Origin of the sequence: Paenibacillus massiliensis subsp. panacisoli DSM 21345 (genome assembly GCF_000426545.1) — a bacterium.
Classification (GTDB): Bacteria; Bacillota; Bacilli; order Paenibacillales; family Paenibacillaceae; genus Paenibacillus; species Paenibacillus panacisoli.
On record NZ_AUFO01000017.1, the window covers coordinates 52,029 to 73,618 of the forward strand.

General features: G+C 38.4%; 13 protein-coding genes. 12 read left to right on the forward strand and 1 reads right to left on the reverse strand.

The window, feature by feature from the left end:
* Positions 1–167 precede the first annotated feature (167 nt).
* Positions 168–2,027, forward strand: coding sequence for a 23S rRNA (uracil(1939)-C(5))-methyltransferase RlmD (gene rlmD / locus K331_RS0114530; RefSeq protein ID WP_028590868.1), 1,860 nt, complete (start codon positions 168–170; stop codon positions 2,025–2,027).
* Positions 2,028–2,299: 272 nt separating this feature from the next.
* Positions 2,300–3,769, forward strand: coding sequence for a hypothetical protein (locus K331_RS0114535; RefSeq protein ID WP_028590869.1), 1,470 nt, complete (start codon positions 2,300–2,302; stop codon positions 3,767–3,769).
* Positions 3,770–4,289: 520 nt separating this feature from the next.
* On the opposite strand, the gene K331_RS29620 is transcribed toward K331_RS0114535, so the two are convergent.
* Positions 4,290–5,105 carry a DNA adenine methylase gene (locus tag K331_RS29620; RefSeq protein ID WP_036634962.1) on the reverse strand — a complete coding sequence of 272 codons (816 nt, stop codon included), beginning with the start codon at positions 5,103–5,105 and terminating at the stop codon, positions 4,290–4,292.
* Positions 5,106–5,240: 135 nt separating this feature from the next.
* Between K331_RS29620 and K331_RS0114550 the strand changes: the two genes are divergently transcribed.
* The 10 genes from K331_RS0114550 to K331_RS0114595 all read left to right on the forward strand — a co-directional run bounded on the left by K331_RS0114550 (position 5,241) and on the right by K331_RS0114595 (position 21,381).
* Positions 5,241–6,053 carry an SIR2 family NAD-dependent protein deacylase gene (locus K331_RS0114550; protein WP_028590871.1) on the forward strand — a complete coding sequence of 271 codons (813 nt, stop codon included), beginning with the start codon at positions 5,241–5,243 and terminating at the stop codon, positions 6,051–6,053.
* 149 nt (positions 6,054–6,202) lie between these two features.
* Positions 6,203–7,729, forward strand: coding sequence for a hypothetical protein (locus K331_RS0114555; RefSeq protein ID WP_156897666.1), 1,527 nt, complete (start codon positions 6,203–6,205; stop codon positions 7,727–7,729).
* Between the two features lie 15 nt (positions 7,730–7,744).
* Positions 7,745–9,712, forward strand: coding sequence for a hypothetical protein (locus K331_RS0114560; protein ID WP_028590873.1), 1,968 nt, complete (start codon positions 7,745–7,747; stop codon positions 9,710–9,712).
* Positions 9,713–9,719: 7 nt separating this feature from the next.
* Positions 9,720–10,676 carry a hypothetical protein gene (locus tag K331_RS0114565; RefSeq protein WP_156897667.1) on the forward strand — a complete coding sequence of 319 codons (957 nt, stop codon included), beginning with the start codon at positions 9,720–9,722 and terminating at the stop codon, positions 10,674–10,676.
* Between the two features lie 839 nt (positions 10,677–11,515).
* Positions 11,516–13,741: an MrcB family domain-containing protein gene (locus K331_RS0114570; RefSeq protein WP_028590875.1), complete on the forward strand. Its 2,226-nt coding sequence runs from the start codon at positions 11,516–11,518 to the stop codon at positions 13,739–13,741.
* Entirely contained in the window at positions 13,713–16,124 is a 2,412-nt protein-coding gene (locus tag K331_RS0114575) for a restriction endonuclease-like protein (RefSeq protein WP_028590876.1), read from the forward strand. The genes K331_RS0114570 and K331_RS0114575 overlap by 29 nt, the downstream gene beginning before the upstream one ends.
* Positions 16,125–16,186: 62 nt before the next feature.
* A complete protein-coding gene (locus tag K331_RS0114580; RefSeq protein WP_028590877.1) occupies positions 16,187–17,134 on the forward strand; it encodes a hypothetical protein in 948 nt (315 codons plus the stop codon).
* A gap of 854 nt (positions 17,135–17,988) precedes the next feature.
* Complete coding sequence (locus K331_RS32960; RefSeq protein ID WP_264177754.1) at positions 17,989–18,114, forward strand: hypothetical protein; 126 nt, start codon at positions 17,989–17,991, stop codon at positions 18,112–18,114.
* A gap of 33 nt (positions 18,115–18,147) precedes the next feature.
* Positions 18,148–18,450 (forward strand): hypothetical protein, encoded by a 303-nt coding sequence (locus tag K331_RS29625; protein WP_036634966.1) that lies wholly within the window; start codon positions 18,148–18,150, stop codon positions 18,448–18,450.
* A gap of 690 nt (positions 18,451–19,140) precedes the next feature.
* Positions 19,141–21,381, forward strand: coding sequence for a carbohydrate binding domain-containing protein (locus tag K331_RS0114595; RefSeq protein ID WP_028590878.1), 2,241 nt, complete (start codon positions 19,141–19,143; stop codon positions 21,379–21,381).
* The last annotated feature ends 209 nt before the right edge of the window (positions 21,382–21,590 follow it).

Genomic DNA, 21,590 nt, shown 5'->3' on the forward strand with positions numbered 1-21,590 from the left:
TGGTTATAGGGATGCCTGTAGTAATAGGAAGCTCAGTGTATGAAGATACAGTTGTTGAATGAAAGATTCGATAACTCTAAAGATTAATTTGGTGTTTATAACAATTGAATTGATGATTCTTACGATTAAGTCGATGATAGGTCGATATGTAGAAGGGAATGTGCAGCATGAGTAATCACCGCAGTGGCCGTGGAAAAAGCCGCCGGAACGCGAATGGATCTGACAAGGAAGCAGGACGTCAGAGACCAGCAGCAGAGAGAAATCGATCAGGGAATGAACGTGGGAGTCAGCAACAGGATGCCGGGCAGAAGAGACAGCAATCCGCTTCCCAAAAGGGACAGGTTGGTTACAGTGCAGGTGATAGTACCAGTACCAGTATGACCTTGAGTACGAGTAAGAGAACGGATAAGAGCAAGGGGAAGAGCAAGGATCAAGTAAGGACAAGAGCCCCGCGCCCAGCCAAGCAGCGTGCAGCAGCTGAGATTAGTGGACTGCCTGTAGAGAAGAATCAGGAGGTGGTCGTGGACATCATCGGGATGAACCACGATGGCGAAGGCGTAGGTCGTGCTGAGGGCTATACTTTGTTCATTCCGGGAGCACTGCCGGGAGAGCAGGTCCGCGTCAAGGTGCTGAAGACGAAGAAGCAGTACGGCTATGCGAAGCTGCTGAATGTGGTGCAGGCAAGCCCTGACCGGATTGCGTCACCTTGTCCGATCTATGACCAGTGCGGAGGCTGTCAGCTTCAGCATATGAGCTATGCAGGGCAGCTGGAGTGGAAACGTCAGCATGTCGTGGATGTGCTGGAGCGCATCGGTAAGCTAGAGATCGAGGGTAGAGAGCGGACGAGTGTGGGAGCGCAAGAGAAATTGAGTCTGAGTGATTCGAAAGCTCAGGATGATCAAGGCGCTCAAAATGTACTGGATACACAAGATAATCAGGATAACCAAGGCAATCAGGACAGCTTAAATAGTTCCCAAGCTGCTAAAAACAGAGGGGCGGTTGTCGTGCATCCTACACTTGGTATGCAGGAGCCGTGGCGCTATCGTAATAAGGCGCAGGTACCGATGGGGGCAGCAGATGGTGGACTCATTGGTGGCTTCTATGCCAAGGGAAGTCACCGGATTGTCGATATGGAGACGTGTCTCATTCAGCACGAGCATAATGATGAGGTCGTCGCCAAGGTGAAGGAGATCGGCAGCCATTTGGGCATCAGTGCGTACAACGAAGAGACGGGCCGGGGCTTGCTCCGACATGTCGTCGTGAAGAAAGCCTTCCGTACAGGTGAGATGATGCTGGTGCTAGTCACCAATGGTCACGATATCCCGCATCGCGATGCCTGGATCGGCAGTATTCGTGAGGCCATCCCTCATGTAGTTAGCATCTGCCAGAACGTCAACACGAAGCGGACCAATGTTATTTTCGGAGATGAGACCCGTGTCCTGTGGGGCAGGGATGTTATTTATGATTATATCGGCAACGTGCAATTTGCGATCTCGGCTCGTTCCTTCTATCAGGTCAATCCAGTGCAGACCGAGGTTCTGTACGGCAAGACGCTGGAATACGCTGCACTGACAGGCAAAGAGACAGTCATTGATGCCTATTGCGGCATTGGTACGATCTCGTTGTTCCTAGCACAGCATGCCGATCAGGTGTATGGAGTGGAGATTGTGAGAGAAGCCATTGAGGATGCCCGCAGCAATGCACAGCTGAATGAGCTTCGTAATGTCCGCTTCGAGGTGGGCGCCTCAGAGGACGTCATCCCACGCTGGAAGGAAGAAGGCATCACCGCAGATGTGATCGTTGTCGATCCGCCGCGCAAGGGCTGCGACCCGAGGCTGCTGGACACGATTTTGGAGATGAAGCCGGAGCGTGTAGTGTATGTGAGTTGTAACCCGAGCACACTGGCGCGGGATTTACGGATTTTGGAGGATGGCGGGTATCGTACGGTGGAGGTGCAGCCCGTGGATATGTTTCCACATACGGTGCATGTGGAGTCGGTAGTCTTAATGCTTAGAAATAAAAGATGACAGAAAATGTTTGAGATTGTTGGCAGGGGTCACCAACCAGTAATCTAAGGAAATAAGGGATGTAAGGTGTGAGATCAGAGTGGGTGCTCTGATCTTTTTTGTTTTAGAGGGGCCGGTATGCAGAAAATTTTTCTCTAACCTGTGTTATTATTATGGTGAGAATTTCTCTGTTTCGCGGATATTGGATAAACAAGTTGGTACTTGATTGAATTCCAATAAACATATGTAAAAAGTTGTATGATTACATTAAATTCATTGAAGGTGACTTTATTATGTGGATCTCTGAATATATCAGATCACTAGATGAAAATGAATTCAGAAGGCTTTTCTTAGAAGCGTTAACAAGAAAGGGACCGGATTATGTAAAGTTAACTCACAGTCCAATCGAATATGGGCGAGATATTATTGCGGTCTTTAATGATGAACTAAACCTTTATCAATTAAAAACCGGAAATATTGATACAAAGATGTGGGAAAAAGTTGTTGAACCACAAGTTCGAAAAATGTTTTCAGTTCCGATTGATGATGTTCGTGTTGATGAAAAACAATTAAATAAGAAGGGCTTTATTGTATTTACTGGAGTGATAAATATTTACGTTGATAAGCCAATAAAGTACTTAACTGAGTTTTACAAAGAACAATTTACTTGGGATATTGTATTCTGGGATATTACATCGGTATGTAACTTTTTTGTTGAAAACAAACTGGAGAATTTATTAATATGTAAGACCATCTGGTATGAGCTTCAAACATTGCTATCAAAGCTTGAAGCTGTAGAATTAGAACTTGAAGAATTTTTTGCATTCACTAATAAACTTATTGAGAAATGTACCCTCGTATCTTATAAATCTTTTCGAAAATGGTTCATTGATTATGTGATTAATGAAATTAAAACTTGCATAAATAATGCAGAAGATGATAATGCAAAAATATCCTATAAGTTTTTTGAAGTTTGTTTTCTCGAGTTTGCTATTACAAGACTGAATCTGAACTACAAGGAGTACTATGACGAGTATTTTAAACTAGGCGATGCTTTAAATTTAATAGTATTGGATTATAAATTTTTTGGTGCAACATGGTCAGATTTTAAAGAGGTCAGAAGGAACTTTGCTTTGACATTATTGGTTATTAGTACATCAATTCATTATATACAGAAAAATAAAAAAGATACGTCTCAATTATTTGTTGAATTAACAAGAACTGTTGAAGCTTCTTTTAGTAATTTGTGGTTTTATGTAGGAAACATAGGACGTAATTTTAATAGTAATATTGAAGAACTTGAAACAATAACTTGGTTTTCTTTGCCTATTTTATTGTTGAAAAAAAACGGGGGAAGTGACTTATCTGAACTTTGGCTACGAAGAATAGGGCAATATCTACGGGGGGCAACTAAAGTTCCAATGTTGGATGAATATACTTCAAATATAAATTTCATCTTCCTGGAATTAATAATTCTTATTAATTCTTCTAGAGTTTTCAATGAATTTATAGATGTTCTTTCATATAATCCTCTGATTTATTACTTAGATGAGTCTGAGATGGCCTTTAACGTAGATGAAAGTTTTGTGATTACAGTTGAGGGGTATAAAAAACTCTGGAATAAAAATTACTTGAATCAATTTGATAATATTCAAATACAACCTTTGATTGAAATTATTTCTTCATTTAGAGGTGGGAACCATAATACAACAATTGATTATATTCTTGGTCACATTCGCAGAGTTAATTGCTATGAGAGATAGACCATTACATTACCCTGGAATTCCAACGACGGGGAAGAAAGAACCGTCCTACAGTTAGCCTGAGATGTTTAGGAGAATTTAGGGTCAGGCAAGATAAGTATGCATTGGCTTGGTTAAAGCCACGAGTGCCGGTTAGGGTTCAGTGAACGGTCTAAAGTTACTTGAAGGATAATTATTATGAGGGATACTCGGGGCAGATTTATTAGAAAAAGTGAAATTCAATGACAGATATTTATAGGAGAACCAGTTCAGATTGAGTGGGCATCCATGCAAAACGAATTCGATTTTTCGATATATTCTCCGCGAATAGATGTAGCTGTTGGCTTATTTGCTACTAATACGAGTATAAGGTTAGTAAAATTGAAGATAGATAATTCGAATAAATTGAAAGATATCTATCTTCAAAATTGTAACTTCTTCAAAATTAGAGACATTCAAAATATTAAAAATTATAGTTAGTAGTTTTTTGAAGAAAAAAATATTAGTTTTAAGGTGTTCAATTTAAGGTTAAACAATTTTTTTATGATTTCTCAAGTTGAAAATTTGAAATAAATAACTCTTTTCCGGTATTATCCTTTTTTTTTGAATGAACAGTATAGAACCATGTCTCTTGATTGTAAATGAAATCATCTGATTTATATATTTCTCTTGTATGTTCATTGTCATCTATAGTTAATAGAAATTTATGGGTTGTTTCTTTTAATAACCTGGCCAGTGCACGGTGTTCGTCTGGTTTCATTCCGATTGGGTATAACGAATTGCCTTTAACGTAATAAGGTGGATCTATTAATAATAGGACATCTTCACCTGGTGCAAGAATTAAGTTGGAAAAATCTTGATTGGTAATCTTTATTGATTGTAATTTGTCTGAACAAAGTTGAATCCTGGAACAAAGCATTTCAGGGTTCCATCTACAATCAATTTTATACTTTGAATTTTGGTTGAGCCCTCCTATTGGATTAGCATTATAGATACCTGAGTAATTTGTTCTATTAAAAAATAGAAACTGAAACGCCTGAAATACTTTATCTTCCGATGCCGCCATACTACGAAATTCTCTCCACAATTCTACGGTTGGTTGTGTCTCTTTTATCATTTTACATAGATGATCTGGGGAATCCCGTATAACGTTGAAAAAATTGAACACCCTGAAATCCTTATCGTTAATCCAGTTGATCGAACTCAATGGTTTACTTAAGAATATTGACCCTCCCCCTAAGAAGGGTTCTCTGTATTCCTTATGATGTGTCAGGAGATATGGTTGTATTCGATTTAATACTTTACTCTTTGAGCCTGGAAACCTGAGGGGTGATCTTATCACATTATTGTTTCTCATGTAAGTACTCCGATTTTTAATGTATTCATCATTTTATCATACATTAAATATGTTAGCCATGCCCGTAAATTATGCAGGAATATATGTTAATTTGTCGAAGAAGTATAATACATAATATTCCACTGAGGTGTTAGTATGATTGATGAAATAACTAGACTTGTCGACAAGGGCGGACCAATTTCTTTCTTTTTAGGGGCAGGGTTTTCGATTGGAAAGTGGAACAGTCAAACTAAGAAAAGAGAAGGACTCGGCACTGGAGAGGAGCTAGCCGAGTATCTTGTAAGTAAAAACCACTTATTAAGTGGTGATATGAAAAATTTGATGAGCATCTCTGATGAATACAGTTTTATAAATGAATCTGAGTTTCGAGAGGAAGTACAGCGTTATTTAGGTGAAGGTAAAATTCAACCTGCTCATAATTTAATGGTAGATATAATACATGCATTAGGGGAACCCAAAGATTCCATTTTAACAGTAAATGTTGACTATCTTTTGGAACAAGCTTATCAGGAGAAACATGGGAAAATGCTAAGCGTGGCTAAAAGATCAGATGACATTTATACCGGCGGTGACAAAGTATATCTTAAGCTACATGGTTGTGTTACAGAGATTAGTAAGGCTGTGTTTACAACAAAAGATTATATAAAAGTAGAAGAAGATAATCGTTTGTTTGATAAATTAAAAACAATTTTTGCGGAGAGATCAATCATCTTTATTGGTTTTGGAATGACGGATATTGACATTTTACGTATATTATACCGGATAAAGCCTGAAGGTGGATTTACTAAACCTCATTACTGGGTTGTACCTAAATCGAAAGCTTGGTCTGCCGCAAGGGAACGATTTTATATGCGGGAATTTAACATTACTCATATTGATATGACAGCTGAGGATTTTCTTCAAGTAGTGGACGACCATTTCAAAAAAAAAAAGATCGTGAAACCTTAATCGATAACTTGGAAATTCATGGTTATAAGACATTGCTATCTAATGTAAAGATTAGGGCTCTTATAGAAATAGTTGAATTGCTTTCACTAAGCCAGCAAGGCAAACTTCTTTTTCAATGTATAAAAATGGACAAGGAAAATCTCTGTAAGTTGTTTCATCAAAAAATGGATAGTATTGAGCAGTCTCTACGATGTGCTTTTGAGTTAATCAATAATAAACCTGAAATGCTTGTTGAAATTAATGCGGATGATATTCCAGTAAGTCCAACACTTCCTATCGAAAGAGTAAGGGCTGTCTTGAATGAGTATAATCCGTATAATAAGCGGTTTGTAGCTCATCTTTTGATGAAACTTAAAAATCAGGAAGATGAGGATCTAGTTAAACTGTTGTTTGCAAATCTTTCAGTAGAGTTGGTCAACCATAAGATAGCTTCTTTATTAGTTAATAATGAATTAGCAGCACTTCATGGGATGATGTATAACCGTCAGTGTGAAGTGATTGAACGAATAATTGCTTATAAGAGTGAGCAATTTCCTTTTACAGAAGCACTTATTGAGTTAATGAAATTTAGGATCCGCCAAATTAATGGTGGTATATTAGGTAGAATGACTGGTTTTCCAAGGGAATATGAATCAATAATTGAAGTGCTGAACGCAAATAATAATGAGTTGATTGAAAAGAATAGTTCAAGTTGGCATCATACTCTCTGTGATAACCTCAATTCTTCTAAAACCAACTTTAGAATACCGAAAAATTTCGCCACTATAAATCTGCTCGATATAGATGAAATAAACTCAAATAGAGCACTTATCGGGCAAGGATATATTTTATTTAATTCAGCTTCCAAGGCAATGATATATGAAATAGCGCAAGAGAAACAGTATCACTTAACGGAAAACCAGTATGCATCTATTTCCAGTGAAAGAATCATTGTTTGTAACGAGACTCTTATATACATATATGAGTCTGACGGAGCTTTAAAAACGATTGAGGTACTTGGCAATCCGATAGCCGTTGCACCAAAAACAATTAATAACTATGCTTATTTCCTTGATATTAACGGAAAGTTTTATACCTATGATTTAGTTGAGGGGGCTTTTGTGGCAGAGGAGCAATTTGAAATTAGTGAACCAGTTATTGACTTCATTGTGTATGAAAAATATATGGTACTAGCTACTATTAAGTCAGTAATGATTAAGGCGACTGGGAACACTATTAGAAAAATTCACGTTGAGAATAAAATTCTATCTCTTATCGGTGATAATGGTTCATTTTTTGTAACATCTGCTAACGGAATTGGTAAGTATGACTTTAATGCGAATCGTTTGTCTTTCTACAACTATATAGTAAACCCAACTACAAATGTGGTAGTCGTGGAAGAAAACAAAATAGCATTTGGATATAAAAATAGGCTTATACACATAGTATTTGAAGAGGTTGTTGCACAACAAAGCTCTGTCATAGAACTTAACTCCCAGATACTTGATCTAATTGTATGTGATAATACTGTAACGGTACTGTGTAGTAATGGTGAAGTAATTAATCTAATTAATGGTCAACAAATAAATGTTGAAATAGAGCCTGTTAATTATATTAAAGCGAGTTTAAGTGTAGGATCAGGTGTGATGTGTATTTCATCTGAAAATCAACTGTTTGTTTGCAAAGTCAGTGCGTAATGAGGGTGAGGTTACATGAGTTATTCATATGAAATATTTGACCTCTTTAAAAAAGTTGCAGTTGAGAGAGGTTTGGATCAATCATTTATTGATAGTATTTTAAAAGACATTTATGTTGAACCAACGAAATCATTCAGAACAGTACAATTTGGTTTGAAGGTTAGTGGGCTAAAGTTCCCATTAGAGTTTCATTCAGATAAAGAAAGCAAGATTTTTGAAATAAGAGGAATAAATACTCGATACAAAACTACCTCACTTATAATCATGGGGATTCTAATGGGTTGCGACTGGAGTAGCCAAACAATATTCTTAAATAACTACAAATTAGAAAGTCAGATAGAAGAGGTTAAAGGGTATTTTTTCAATAATGCAATAAGTATTGAAATGTATTTGAAAAATGAAGAAGAAGAACTTCTTTTCCTAAAGAGGGAGAATTATCTCGAGGTAATAGTTTCAGGAGAAGTTGAATTTAAAAGATCGCTAAAAAATTATGAACTTGATATGCAAGAGTACCAGCTTTTTACATCGAAACTATTTAAAGTTCAGTTTATTTCAAAGGGGCGAGATTTTGTTACCCAGGTTCATTATGAAATATTAGAAAGCATAACATCGAGTTTTGATTACTTAACTAGAAGCGGTAGAGAAGTTCTCAGTAACTTTATGTCCAAAAAGCAAAGGAAAATCTATTCTAAATCACTAAAAGAATACGAGAATGAACTTGTTTTACTACTCTCATTAAAAAAGCTTATAAATGAATTTAAAAAAAACAATCCTGAAATCAATGATTTGGATATCTATGAACAAATAGATAAATTTAAGGAAAACGAGGAAAGACTCAGACAGTTACAAGAAGAGGAGGATGGAGTTAATTCTAAATTAAAGGAGTTAGTCCATCAGAGGCATGGACTGCTTGAAGAAGGATTAAATGATGGAAATGACGTAATAAAATCCCCCTCACATTGGGAAAACCCTGTGAGAAATTTAGAACAGATACTTGAATCAGTCGAAAAACTTGAAGGAACGGACCTTGTTCCTATGTACATTGAATTACAGGGTAATTCGGTCATTAATGTAAATGACTCGAATGATTTCAAAAAATTTATTGAACTAATAAATACTCGTCAAACAGGGGCTGCTAACTATTTTGATTATAGAGAAAAATATGTGAGGTTATCAGAAATAAACAAATTTATTGAAATGGAAAGAGCGAACGCGTCTGTTATTGCTTATGAAATAAACCGACTAGTGGGTTTAATTAGAAAGACCGAAGAATTAACTATATCAGTAAATACCGATGTGAAATCTCTTCTACCAAAAATTAAGAGTATTCGAATGTTAATGAGTAAGGGGAATATTTCAGAGACAGGCGATATAGAAGAAATTTCAAAGCAGACAGAGCAGAGAATAGAAGAGATTAATTACATTATTTCGGATATAAAGTCTGCTAATAGTAAAGATGAATATATACCGTATGAAATACTGAATTCAATCTTATTTGAATTTAATTCAGTTAAAAGTTTGCTTGTTGAGAAAAGTGGTAACAAAAGTAATTTTAATAGCTCCATCAAAGAAACGGCTGAAGAGTCATTCCTTTATACGGAAGTTGTAGAGTTGTTCAATAACTTAATGAAGGAAAGATGTAAATATTACTATCAAGTTACAGATGATATAGTAACTAGTATTGAATTGAAGTCATACGATTTTGAATCCAGAATGTTAACAACCTTAGATGGGGATGAGATAAGTGCACGATATGGATTAAGTGGAGGAATCGATTCGGCAATGACTGTAAGAAGTTTAGCTTCTCCTAACACTGATTCCAAATATGGAACTGTCATTTTAGTAGACGAATGGGGAGATGTATCAGATAAATTGGCTAAAGAAGTTTATAATACCCTTTATGAAATTAACCAATTGAGTTTTGGATTATTTGTGGAAGTATCAGAAGAAGAGCAGGCAGTGGTACATTGTATAGATGGGTAGTGAGAGCATGGTGGATATAGAATTGCTTGAAGAAATATTTAAAAAAAGTAATGAACAAATATTTAAACTTGATCCTTTGCCCTGGACCGATGAGAAGGTGGTTTTTAAAAATATTAGTACATTTACAAAAAGAAGAATAAGTGTGAAGGGAGTAAGGAAACTTCTAAAGAAAGATGCCACTTTCGATGCTGTTTCATACGATAGGCTGGTAGAACATCACTTGATTGCTGAAATAACCAATTCTGAAATCTATGTTGTTATAACTGAATATGGAATCCTTTATCTGAATGTTATTTTATCTGGTCTAGCAAATGATCATTATACAGCAGTAAAAGTATCAAGGGAGTATTTTGTGAAATGTGCGGCGGATATTACAAAACGGAAGTGTGAAGCAGTTTTTTCAATTGATATAAGCCCACAAGAGGCGGTATTATCGCTCTTCTTACTTCTGAATGGCACTAATTCTTATGGGAGTGCATTCCAGCTCCATGTAAATCCAAAAGGAGAATATTTACATGGGGTAACTATTATCAATGAAATAAACAGTTTGTTTATTGAACTTACTGGAGATGATCAAGAAACTTTAATCAAGGATGAAAAAGAATTTCGAAATGTAATTGGGAGAAATGGTAAGAACGGAAGATTAGCTAAAGCATTTCCTGACATTTACCAAAGAGAAGATGGGAAAATATGGTTTGATATAGAGGGTTATCAAACGAAAGAAAGTGACCTGATCTCATTAAGAAGCATGATTACGGAAATCATGAAAGTATTATCAAAGGATTATTCTTACGGATTAGTATGCACAAGATTAGTGAAAATTGTGGAAAAATATATGATAAATAACCCAATTGAGCCTTATATACTAAAGGATGTATTCTCAGGGTTAAATAAATTTGATCATTTAATTAATTTACACATCGTTACGAAAGATATAGAACTGAGTACAGAAGAGCCTAAGTAATTTCAAAGAACTAATCAGTTGTAAAGGGGATTGCTCTAAGGCTCACCTCAATTTGACCAAAAGTTAAACACCTCTAAGATTGTCTCTGTGTCTGACGACAGGGTTGATTTTCTTGGAGGTGTTTTAATCACTAAAAGCCATATTACGATTTAACTATTATTTTAAACCGAGGCGTTAGAGGAGGAATTTTGCTCGTTTCTTCACTTGCTTTTCGAATTTTTTCTATCGTTTTCCTGGCAAATGTTTAGGCCGATCTGAATAGCTTTGGCAGTATGATATTACAGTTAGAATCAGTGTACCACGACGGATACACATCTTTTACGTGAACTGGTGTAACTACACGAAATTAGAACTGCCGACCATATTTTTCGTTACTTATCACTATGTTTGATCTTATCCCCTCAAGCAAAGAAAGAATAGGACAGGTCAAATTACTAGAACGAAGCCCTTGTCAGGCAGAAACTGGATGCAAGACGAAAAGGGAAGTCAAGTGAAAATCTTTGTTCTGAAAAGTTCAAAGTTGAGCTAAACTAGATGATGCGTAAATTAAAAAGAAGTTCGTTACAACAAGTATATGACATGCAAGTGTAGTGTTCACATGGTCGAAAAAAAGAGAAAAGAGTTGATTTTGGAGTCACGGTAACTCCTCAAGATGCTGAAAGGAGTGAGGTGAAATTTAATCAAAATGATATACATGTAGACTGTGGCCCTTATTTTCCAATGTCTCATTAACCAGGGAACTAAAGCCTTTACATCTACACGCCGATAAAGAAAGGATATAGGCAATTTTTCTCGAATTATGTCTAATATAAGTTAATGCACATTCTTGGAGGAACAGCATGTTACCCAACGAACTTTCTAACATTTTTCGAAACAAACAAAAATCCTATAAGATGGTTCTTATTCTGTCCCTCATCGACGAATATGAAGAAAGCCACAATCTAGTATTTCCGCTCAACAAAATTGCTGAGCGGTTTTTGGCTTATTATCGACATCATAGTAGTGCGGGAAATCCAGTGGATGCTCCACCCCAAAGGGAAGCTTCCGCTTGGAGGGGTTATACGCTAGCCCAGACGAGATCGCTGCTTAAAACACCGATAGATGCGCTATCATCTATACTTGAATTTAACAACGATCAGCAAATCATTACTTTTAAGTTATCCATTAAAAATCAGCTGAATGACAATGTTATTCAGAAATTAAAAGAACATGCACTAAATGAGTTAGACAGCTATAACAACCAACTGGTAGCCAACCAGCAAGTAGCAGTATTTTCACTTCAAGATACCTTATCAGAAATTTTCAATACTTACCTACACGCCAGAACACAAACTTTTGCTAATCATCCTTTAGGTATGATGTTTAGACAAATTATACCAGAACAACTTAGGAAGCTGTCCTTTATTGATAATAACTATAAAATACAAGGATCTATTGGTCAGGGTAACTGGGCGAATATTCCTTGGATTGCTATCATGGATAAGCGAATTACGGACACGACACAGCGTGGTGAGTATATCGTTTACCTATTTTCAGAGGATATGAAGAGTGTATACCTCACCTTATTACAGGGAGTAACTCTTCCAATAAAAGTACGGGGCAAAAAAGAAGGTTACCGATACCTTGAACAAAAGGTCACCGAAATACGCGAACTGCTTTCCCTAGAAGGAATGCAAAAGGATGATAACATTCACCTGACAACAAGCGGATTAGGACGGGATTATCAAGTATCTACCATTGCTTATGTGCGTTATGATAATGGCTCTATTCCGGATGATGATCAGCTATTGGCTGATTTAGAAAATGCAATGAACAACTACAAGCTTTATGTAGACAGCCTGACACAAGGGATAGTAGAAGAGAATGAGCCTACTTTCGAATATGAGGAGCTAGAGCCATTGGATCCATTAACGGTGCCACCACGAGTTGAACAAATCAAAGCCTATATCGAGCAAAGAGGCTTCCATTATCCGAAGGGATTAATTGAGAATCTGTATTTATCTCTGAAGACTAAGCCATTTGTCATCCTAGCTGGGGTATCTGGTACAGGCAAGACGAAGCTTATTAAGCTGTTTGCTGAGGGACTTGGAGCGACAGGGAATAACCATCAATTCGTGTTGATTCCAGTGAGACCTGATTGGAGTGATCCGTCCGATCTTTTGGGCTACAAGGATTTATCAGGAGCTTTTCGTCCAGGTCGTTTAGCGGAAGTGCTAGTGGACGCTTCAAAGCCAGAAAATCAACATAAGCCTTATTTTATATGTCTGGATGAGATGAATTTGGCTAGGGTGGAGTATTATTTTAGTGATTTACTGAGTATTATCGAAACCCAAGAATGGAGTAACAATCGCATTGTGACTTCACCGTTGATTAACCGAGATTCCTTAAGGCTAGAGGATCAGCCGACCTATGGGGATTTGTATTTGCCGGATAACGTGTACTTGATTGGAACAGTTAACATGGATGAGACTACGCACCCTTTTAGTAAAAAGGTATTGGATCGTGCTAATACGATTGAATTTAACTATATCAATTTACAGCAGTATCCGAGTGAACGTCGGTTAGAGCAACAAGATGTGGTAGTGGCTGACAATCCATTTTTACGTAGTGAGTATTTACAGCTGGTAGACGTGTATCAGGATTATAGTGATTTGGTACATAAAACAACAGAAAAGCTCGTGAAGATCAACCATATCCTAGAAGAGATTCATGCCCAGGTCGGATTCCGGATTAGGGACTCCATTTGTTTTTACATGGTGTATAATCAACGCTTTCAATTGCTTACTGAGGATGAGGCGTTTGATTTGCAGCTTCTTCAGAAAATACTTCCTCGTGTTCAGGGAAGCAACTTATCCGTGAAACGGGTGCTGCTAAAGCTGATGCAAGGAGCTCTAGGGAAGTCTTTAGCAGTAAATGATCATATTGAAGATGCTTCAGGTCTCTACCAGAAATGGAGCTCCAGTCAAGGAGAAGAAGATGCCAAGCACCCTGGAACGGCTAGGAAAATTGCCTTCATGTTACGGAGGTTGGAGGAAGATGGATTTACCTCATATTGGCTCTCTTAATCAGAGCGTAGAGCTTCTTCGTGTCGAGACGAATCTCTTTAATTTATATATTCAAGGTAAGCCGTTTCATCCTACGGTGGAGTTTTTGCAGCTTCATCGTACGGAAGAAGGGAAATGGGTAGATACCTCATTGCAGGTATCTACTCTTTCCACGGTTCTATCTATTGATAAGGTATCTGTATTCAATCCTCAATTAGGCCAATTATCGTCGTGGCAAATGGGAGACCCGAGCTATCCGATTTTCTTCGAGACGCAGTCCTATGAGTTAATTATTGAGAAAAAACCGGATATAGTATTAACCTTTCACCACGAGAATGTGCACTTACGTCAAGCGATCAAGCCCCTTGGTAAAACGATTTTATCCGGTATTCTGAACTTTCAAAATGAAGTAGGACTATCTGAACTAGAGCTAAGCTCGGATGGGCAACCGATTTTTCAGCTTCAGCTAGAGATATTTCCTGCGAAGATGGATTACAAAAATGATTACCAAATGATCTTAAAGGATATTAATCAGCAGATTTATAATTTGTCCTTTGACTTTTTGCGTAGAACATATAATTTGACGGGGCTCAAAGAGACAAGACATCAAAGTCTGACCGAGTTCTTTACCATTCTGCAGCATGTGTTCGATCAGCTTGTTCAAGCAGTGGAGCGGATCAAGACCTCTCCCCATTCTAAGCTGGAGAAAGACGAGCGAATTATTGACGTCTCCCGGGCGAAGAAGGCGGGAAAGGAGAACATCTCTTTTATAACAAAGCGCCCCCATCTGCTAGTGCCGGATAAGAAGCTTGGCTTCGTGCAGTTAAATAACCAAGGCTATTACCCGAGTCATGTACTGGAGACCAAACGGCAAATTAGCTACAACACGATGGAGAATCGTTTTGTACGTTGGGTGCTGCTCCGCATTTCAAGCAAGCTGAAGGATATAAAAGCAAGATTGAACAAAAAGGATCGCTTACAAGATCCCTTGCTAGCAAAGCGGTTGGAATTTATGCAAGCACAAATAAAACGCCTATTGAATCTGGATTTTCTAAACGTTGGTGAAATGAAGCAATTGTCGATCTCTTTAGTGTTACAAATGGCACCGGGGTACCGGGAAGTGTATCGGAATTATCTGATGCTTATGAAGGGCTTGTCCATTCAGAACGACCTCTTCCGTATTTCTATGAAAGACTTAGCAAAGCTATATGAATATTGGTGTTTTCTTAAAATTCATGATCTGCTTAGCCAGAAGTATGAGCTTCTCACCCAGGATATGATTAAGGTGGATCGAACGGGCTTATTTGTAACCCTAGATCGAAGGCAGAAGGCCAAGATGGTATATAAGAATTCGCTCAACGGTGAGATATTCACTCTTTATTACAATGCACTACCTAAGGGTGATCACAGCGAAACACTGGGACAGCAGCCGGACAATGTGCTCACACTGAAGAAAAATGAAGCTGCGGTAGAATATAAATATATTTTCGATGCCAAATATCGCTTAAATCCTGCATACGAGGGGACATCTTATTTTAGAGATTACAAGATGCCGGGACCTGAGGAAGATGACATCAACACGATGCATCGATATCGGGATGCTATCGTGTACACGGATACACATAGCCGGGAGTTGGAACGAAGTATGTTTGGTGCGTATGTGTTGTTTCCATACCATGATGAAGCACGGTTTCAAGAGCATAAATTTTACAAGAGTATTGAGTTAATTAATGTCGGGGCATTTCCTTTTTTGCCGAATTCAACAAAGCTGATGGAAGCGTTCTTGGATGAGATTATCATGGATAGTCCTGAGAAAGCCTACGAGCGCTCTATCCGGCCGCGGGGGACGAAAAGCTATTATCAGAACAAATTGAACGGTAGAAATGTCATGGTTGGCTCGTTGAGAGAAAAGTCGCAGTTAGAATTGGCATTGAAGCACGAGTTTTACCATATACCATTGGAGAATATCTCTGACCACAAACTATTAACACAGATAGAATATGTTGCTCTCTATCAATCACGAAGTCAATTTTTATCCACAGGCGAAACAGGTATTTACTGGTACGGGAAAGTAGTTGACTGGAAGGTAGTGCGGCGTAAAGAAATCACCGAGCGTCCTTACAGACGGGGGACGGAAGATAAGCTATATGTGAAATTTACTGTTGAGAAATGGACGAAGAGGGATGAGCCGATTGTTTCCGGTGGGCGAGGGATTTATACGGTATTGTACACTTCAAAGTACATGTTCGACCGTGCAGCTGAGATTGCTGAACTTAAATTGGAAACAGAAGAAGATCTAATACAGTGGCGCGAGCAGAGACGGATAGGTGCAGTTAAGGTGGTTTTGAATCATGACCAGGTAGACCTGGCAAGTGAGGTGCTTGGGGTTCGGCTGAAAGAGTGAGGGATTTTTAATTAGCTTTATCCACGTGGTTATTTAGGTCTCTACAGAAATTAGGTGAACTTATGGCAAAAGTGGAATATGCGTTTAGTTTGAAATTACAAAAAAATATGACGGCATCAGAAGCACATGAGGCTTGTAGAGATGGGGAGCTTGATGATAAAACTGCGTTTAAATGCTGTAGTGAGGAGTGCTCTGCTCGAATTACCTGTGTAAACATGGACAAATCACCATGGCAAATGAGGGTGCGTGAACATTTCAAAGTATATGGCGAACACAGTGTAAATTGTACAGAAATAATGAGATCACATAATACTGATGTGAAGAAAAAACGAAGAGAGCTTAATGAGGCACCAAGAATTAGAGAAGACATTATATTTCATATAAAACGGCCTAAAAGGCATAGTGAAACTAAAATTAACGGTAAAAATGATGATGGAAGGGCTCAAACGTCTCAAACAACAAGTGTCAGAAGGACGTCAACAGCAGGAAAAGATAGCGAGAGGCTGCAAAGAAAATCCAATTTGTATTTGCTGAGCACCTTAATGAGAAAATATATACACGCTAAAAAGAATAATGATCTTAATGGATTAAAGGTATCGCTTGAACTGTTTGGCAAGACCTATGAGTATTCTTTAGGTACATTATTCAACGAAATTAGTGCTGTTAGTATAAATAAGGAAGAGGCGTGGAAAACAAAGGTCTTTTATGGGAAAGCCATAATAAGAAAAAATAGTAAAAACGAATACTGGATAAACTTTTCGTATAAATTTAATAATTCAGACTTGGATGTTAAATGCTCAATAAGAAAGGAAATTATAGATAATTCACATAATAAAAAAGGTTCAGTTAATAATATTGAAAATTTTTTGAATAAAGAAGCGTACTGTTTTCTATTAGGATCAGTGAATATTACTCAGAAAATCCTATATATCAATGTCCAATCATTAGACCATATAGCTTGTTCTTTTGATGATGTCAAAAAGATGAGCGATTTGATGGAGGATGAATGAGGAGCCCTAACGGCCAAAAGACCGTTTGTATGTACTATTCGGTATAAGTGATAATGACGTCTATCAGAGTCGGGGTTTTCTCAGTTCAATAGCAATCTTTTCTTGCCCTGTATGGTAAACAATATTGTTCTCTCATCCTTTGGACATTTTCTGTTCAAGTGTATATAACCAATTATATCGACCCTTTTAAATGAAGTGATCTGAATTATAAAGCACAAGTAATTTTCTTAAGTTCCTCCGACAAGTAAGAAAAATAATAAAGGTCATAAAGGCCTTGTTCTGAATTCCATTGGACTGGGGTCGTTAGCTTTGTTTGAAAGGAGCTTGCTTTCATATTGAAGTGGACGCCCAATTAACCGTCAGTTTCTGCTGGCGGTTTTTTATGTATTTGATCGGCGTGAAAGTCAGTGCGTTATACTATTCAACTAACAATTACAGTGCTATGTTCTTACAAAGTGCCTAGAATGCATTGGACTCAACCTGCAAAGAAAGTAGTGACTTGTTGAAAACTACGAGATAGTGAACACTGCCAAGGACCTGAAAATTTTTGATGGTGAATTGTCGGGTATATTTATTTCCTTTTACTTCGATATTCGCACTAAAAGAACAATACCATCCCGTACAATATGAGTAAGATGAGACGCACATATTTATGAAGCATCAGAGTAAACCAACTGAACTGGGGGCCAAAACATTATTGGCTCTTGCGTAATTGTCTTGGCCATATCCGATTGATCTTCGCATTAAATTTAACGAGCTAATATAATGTGCGAATGCTATATGTCGCTCAAAGAAGGGAGCAGGAGGCGAAATAATGATTTGTTTACGAAGAGATGGAGCAAGAAAGAAGACGGATGAATGAGCTCGGCCAAATTTTGATGGAACGTTCTATCGCTCTGTCTGAGCATAAAGAGCTTCTGGAATTAAGTCAGAAGGTTGATCAGTTGATGATGCAGCTGCATCATGCAAAACTCGAATAAACAGAATGACATTATGTAAGAGGAGGAACCAATTTGAGCCCCCCGACATGGTTTAAAAGTGTGATTCAACATAGGCTCGATGATGTTTCAGCCCGTATCATACGCTATCCTGAGATTAGTAAAATACGTAAGGAAGAGGATTCAGCATTTCAGAAGCTATTTTCTGATATGGACATCGTTAATCGTCCTGAGTTTTCGGAGTGGGAAGATAAGCATCATTACAAGATAGCATTGGAGAATGAAGCTTTGTACTGGCAGGGCATGAAGGACGGAGCGCAGCTTGTATATGTTGTATTAGAGATGATGCTTCATGAGGAAAAAGAGAAAGAAGAATAGCCAATAGAGATCAGATAGTTATAGAAAACATTAAAAAAGATACTGGGCACCTATCAAGATGGTCATACCCCTGTCAAGTAGACTGGGGTATGACCATCTTGGTATTTTAATTTGTCTTACGCTATGGAATACAGGCTCAGGCTTGTTAGTTCAATTCATCGATAACTTGACTATACTTGCAGCTTACCCACACGAATATCATCTGTCTTGCCCACGTAAGGGTGCCTGTTGGTTCGGCCCATAATACCTTGTACACATTCCCCACTAATTCCACCCCAATTGACCCTCTTGTCGCGTATCAACGACCGCCCTGTATCCAAACTAAACAATAATTGTTTTTCGCCTTTCTGGTTCAACCAGGGAGGCGTTTTTTGCTTTTTAAAGTCCTTTTCTAGTACTGAGGAACATCGAATCCAACAAAGGAGCGTGCCAATAGAAACGCTTCTTAATGTAATTTTTTGCAATGTTAAGTAGTACGCAAATAGGCTGGTGGTCAATGAAATTGCTGGATTGGTTCAGTGTTTGAGGAGCTTTGTTAAAAGAAGCATAAACTTTAAGCTGGTATAAGTCGATGAAATTATTAGGGCTTATGCATACATAAAATTCTAAATAAGAATATACCTAACTATTAATTTAAGCCCGAGCGTAGGGGTCAGATTTAAATATAAAATTCATTACAGGAGGTAAGCTATGAGGAAGAGATTAGGCATTAGGTGTTTAGTTGTAATGATGATGGTGTATGTATTTGCTTTTAATCTGGGTGGGGGGACAGTACAGGCCAATTCCGTATATTATGTCTCTACAACGGGGAACGACATCACTGGAACCGGGACACTATCCAATCCATGGAAGACCATACAAAAGGCAGCAGATACCATGACAGCCGGAGATACCTGCATCATACGAGGGGGGACTTACCAGGAAACCGTAACACTTCGTACCTCCGGAACTTCTGTAAGTCCCATAAGCTTTAAGGCTTATCCAGGAGAGAACGTAACCGTATCCGGTGCCGATCCGGTTACTGGCTGGGAACATTACTCTGGAGCCATTTATTACGCGGAAATGACGGGTTCCCTTGGAACCAAAGATCAGATATTTGTGAATAAGCAAATGCAATTTGAAGCCAGATGGCCCAATTCACCAACACTTGATCCCTTAAATTCAACATTTGCAACAGTTGATTCGGGTTCTGATACAACCATCAAGGATGGGGACTTGACTCAGGCGCCAGGGTACTGGGTTGGCAAAACGGTATGGAGTGTTCCGGGTACAGGCTACAAATCTTATAGAAGTACCATTACCAGCTCAAGTAACGGCTCCATTACCTTTGATAACATGGCTGCTGCAGCGACAGGCGGTAACAGCTATTATATTACTGGGAATCTTGAAGATCTGGACAGTGCGGGAGAATGGTATTATGACAGCATTACTAGCAGGCTTTATTTGTGGGCACCTGGTGGAGTTGATCCGAATACTTTGACAGTAGAAGCCAAGAAGCGGACTTATGCATTTGATTTAAGTGCTCGCTCTTACATAAATATTACCGGAATTAATATCTTTGCCTCTAGCATTAAAATGTCTAATTCTAATTACTGTAAAGTGTCTAATATGATTGCGGAATATGTCAGTCATGATTCAGATGTGACCAGCCAATACAGTACAGGGATATTTATGTCCGGTACCAATAATGAGCTTAGAGACAGTACTTTGACCTACAGCTCCGGTAATCTGGTGAGTATACAGGGAACAGGAAATAAGGTCATTAATAATCTTATTCATGAAGCCAATTATTCAGCAGCGGATATTCCGGCAATCTATCTACTCGGGGCCAACCATCTAATCAGTCATAATACGGTATATAACGCTGGGCGTCATCTGATATTTATGCCTACTCAAAATAGCCGGATCCAATATAATGATCTGTACAATGCAGGTAAGCTGACAAGGGACTTGGGAATACTCTATGATTTTGCCTGGGATGGGCAAGGGACGGAAATTCATCATAATTACATCCATGATAATCTCGCAAAGAATTATTCTGGTACGGGTATCTATCTGGATAACGGTAGTAAGGGCTATATTGTGCATCATAATGTTGTATGGGGAAACTATACAGCGATCAGATTGAATACACCCAGTAATTTTAACCTGATCTATAACAATACCACCTACAGTAACGGAAATGTAGGATATTGGGGAAGTAATTTTCAGTCAGATATGTACGGCGACAGAATTTTCAACAATATCTTTACTACAGCCTTCACACTGCCTGATACGCATACCGAGGGGAATAATATTACCTCAGAGACCAATCCGCTATTTGTGAATCCTACAGCATATGATTTCAGGTTGAAATCCGCTTCTCCGGCTATTGATGCAGGGGCTGTAATATCTGGAATCACAGATGATTATGTTGGTGCGGCACCAGATATTGGAGCATATGAGTTCGGTGGAACGGACTGGACTGCCGGACATAACTTTTCATCACCTCCGGACCCGGTTTTTGAGAGTGTCAGCTTATCTTATGTTAATAACGTAAGGCAATCTGATTTCGAGAAAGGAATAGTCTCACCATGGGAAGCAACCTATTCAGAAGATGCTACAAGTGTATCGGAGCCGAGAAGCGGCTCTAAGAGTGTACGACTGGGAACCGGAGAAGATGGTATCGAGCAGGTACTTACGGGGCTAAGTCCTAATACCAGCTATATATGTACCGCCTGGGTTAAGGCAGACCTAGGAGAGCAGATTCAGATTGGCGTTAATGGCTTCGACGGAACGGATGCAGTTGCGACATCTGACAGTACATCCTGGACAATGGTGAACATTCCTTTTACAACCGGAGCAGGCGCTACTAGGGCAACAGTGTATGCTTACAAGAATCCTGGTACAGGATATGTGTATGTGGATGATTTTGGGGTAGTTGAGCAATAAAATAATGTAATTAAACGGCGGCTTTTTCCCGGAATTCAACCGGGGAGGGGCGCCGAGTTTGTTGAGTTTGTAAAATAACCTGTATAAACTCCCGAAATCCAGTATTATGAAAGTGATAGAATGGTGGGGAGAATAAGCAAGTCAATAAACGGTTTTATCATGCATAAAGAAAGTCTGGTAACTACAAATACGAGTAGTAAGCTTTGAAA

Bases quoted from the DNA above. Each gene is read 5' to 3' on its own strand.
- rlmD (WP_028590868.1), top strand. From the start codon at position 168: ATGAGTAATCACCGCAGTGGCCGTGGAAAAAGCCGCCGGAACGCGAAT.
- K331_RS0114560 (WP_028590873.1), top strand. From the start codon at position 7,745: ATGAGTTATTCATATGAAATATTTGACCTCTTTAAAAAAGTTGCAGTT.
- K331_RS0114580 (WP_028590877.1), top strand. From the start codon at position 16,187: ATGGCAAAAGTGGAATATGCGTTTAGTTTGAAATTACAAAAAAATATG.
- K331_RS0114535 (WP_028590869.1), top strand. From the start codon at position 2,300: ATGTGGATCTCTGAATATATCAGATCACTAGATGAAAATGAATTCAGA.
- K331_RS29620 (WP_036634962.1), bottom strand. From the start codon at position 5,105: ATGAGAAACAATAATGTGATAAGATCACCCCTCAGGTTTCCAGGCTCA.
- K331_RS0114570 (WP_028590875.1), top strand. From the start codon at position 11,516: ATGTTACCCAACGAACTTTCTAACATTTTTCGAAACAAACAAAAATCC.
- K331_RS32960 (WP_264177754.1), top strand. From the start codon at position 17,989: ATGAATGAGCTCGGCCAAATTTTGATGGAACGTTCTATCGCTCTGTCT.
- K331_RS0114575 (WP_028590876.1), top strand. From the start codon at position 13,713: ATGGATTTACCTCATATTGGCTCTCTTAATCAGAGCGTAGAGCTTCTT.
- K331_RS0114565 (WP_156897667.1), top strand. From the start codon at position 9,720: ATGGTGGATATAGAATTGCTTGAAGAAATATTTAAAAAAAGTAATGAA.
- K331_RS0114595 (WP_028590878.1), top strand. From the start codon at position 19,141: ATGAGGAAGAGATTAGGCATTAGGTGTTTAGTTGTAATGATGATGGTG.
- K331_RS0114550 (WP_028590871.1), top strand. From the start codon at position 5,241: ATGATTGATGAAATAACTAGACTTGTCGACAAGGGCGGACCAATTTCT.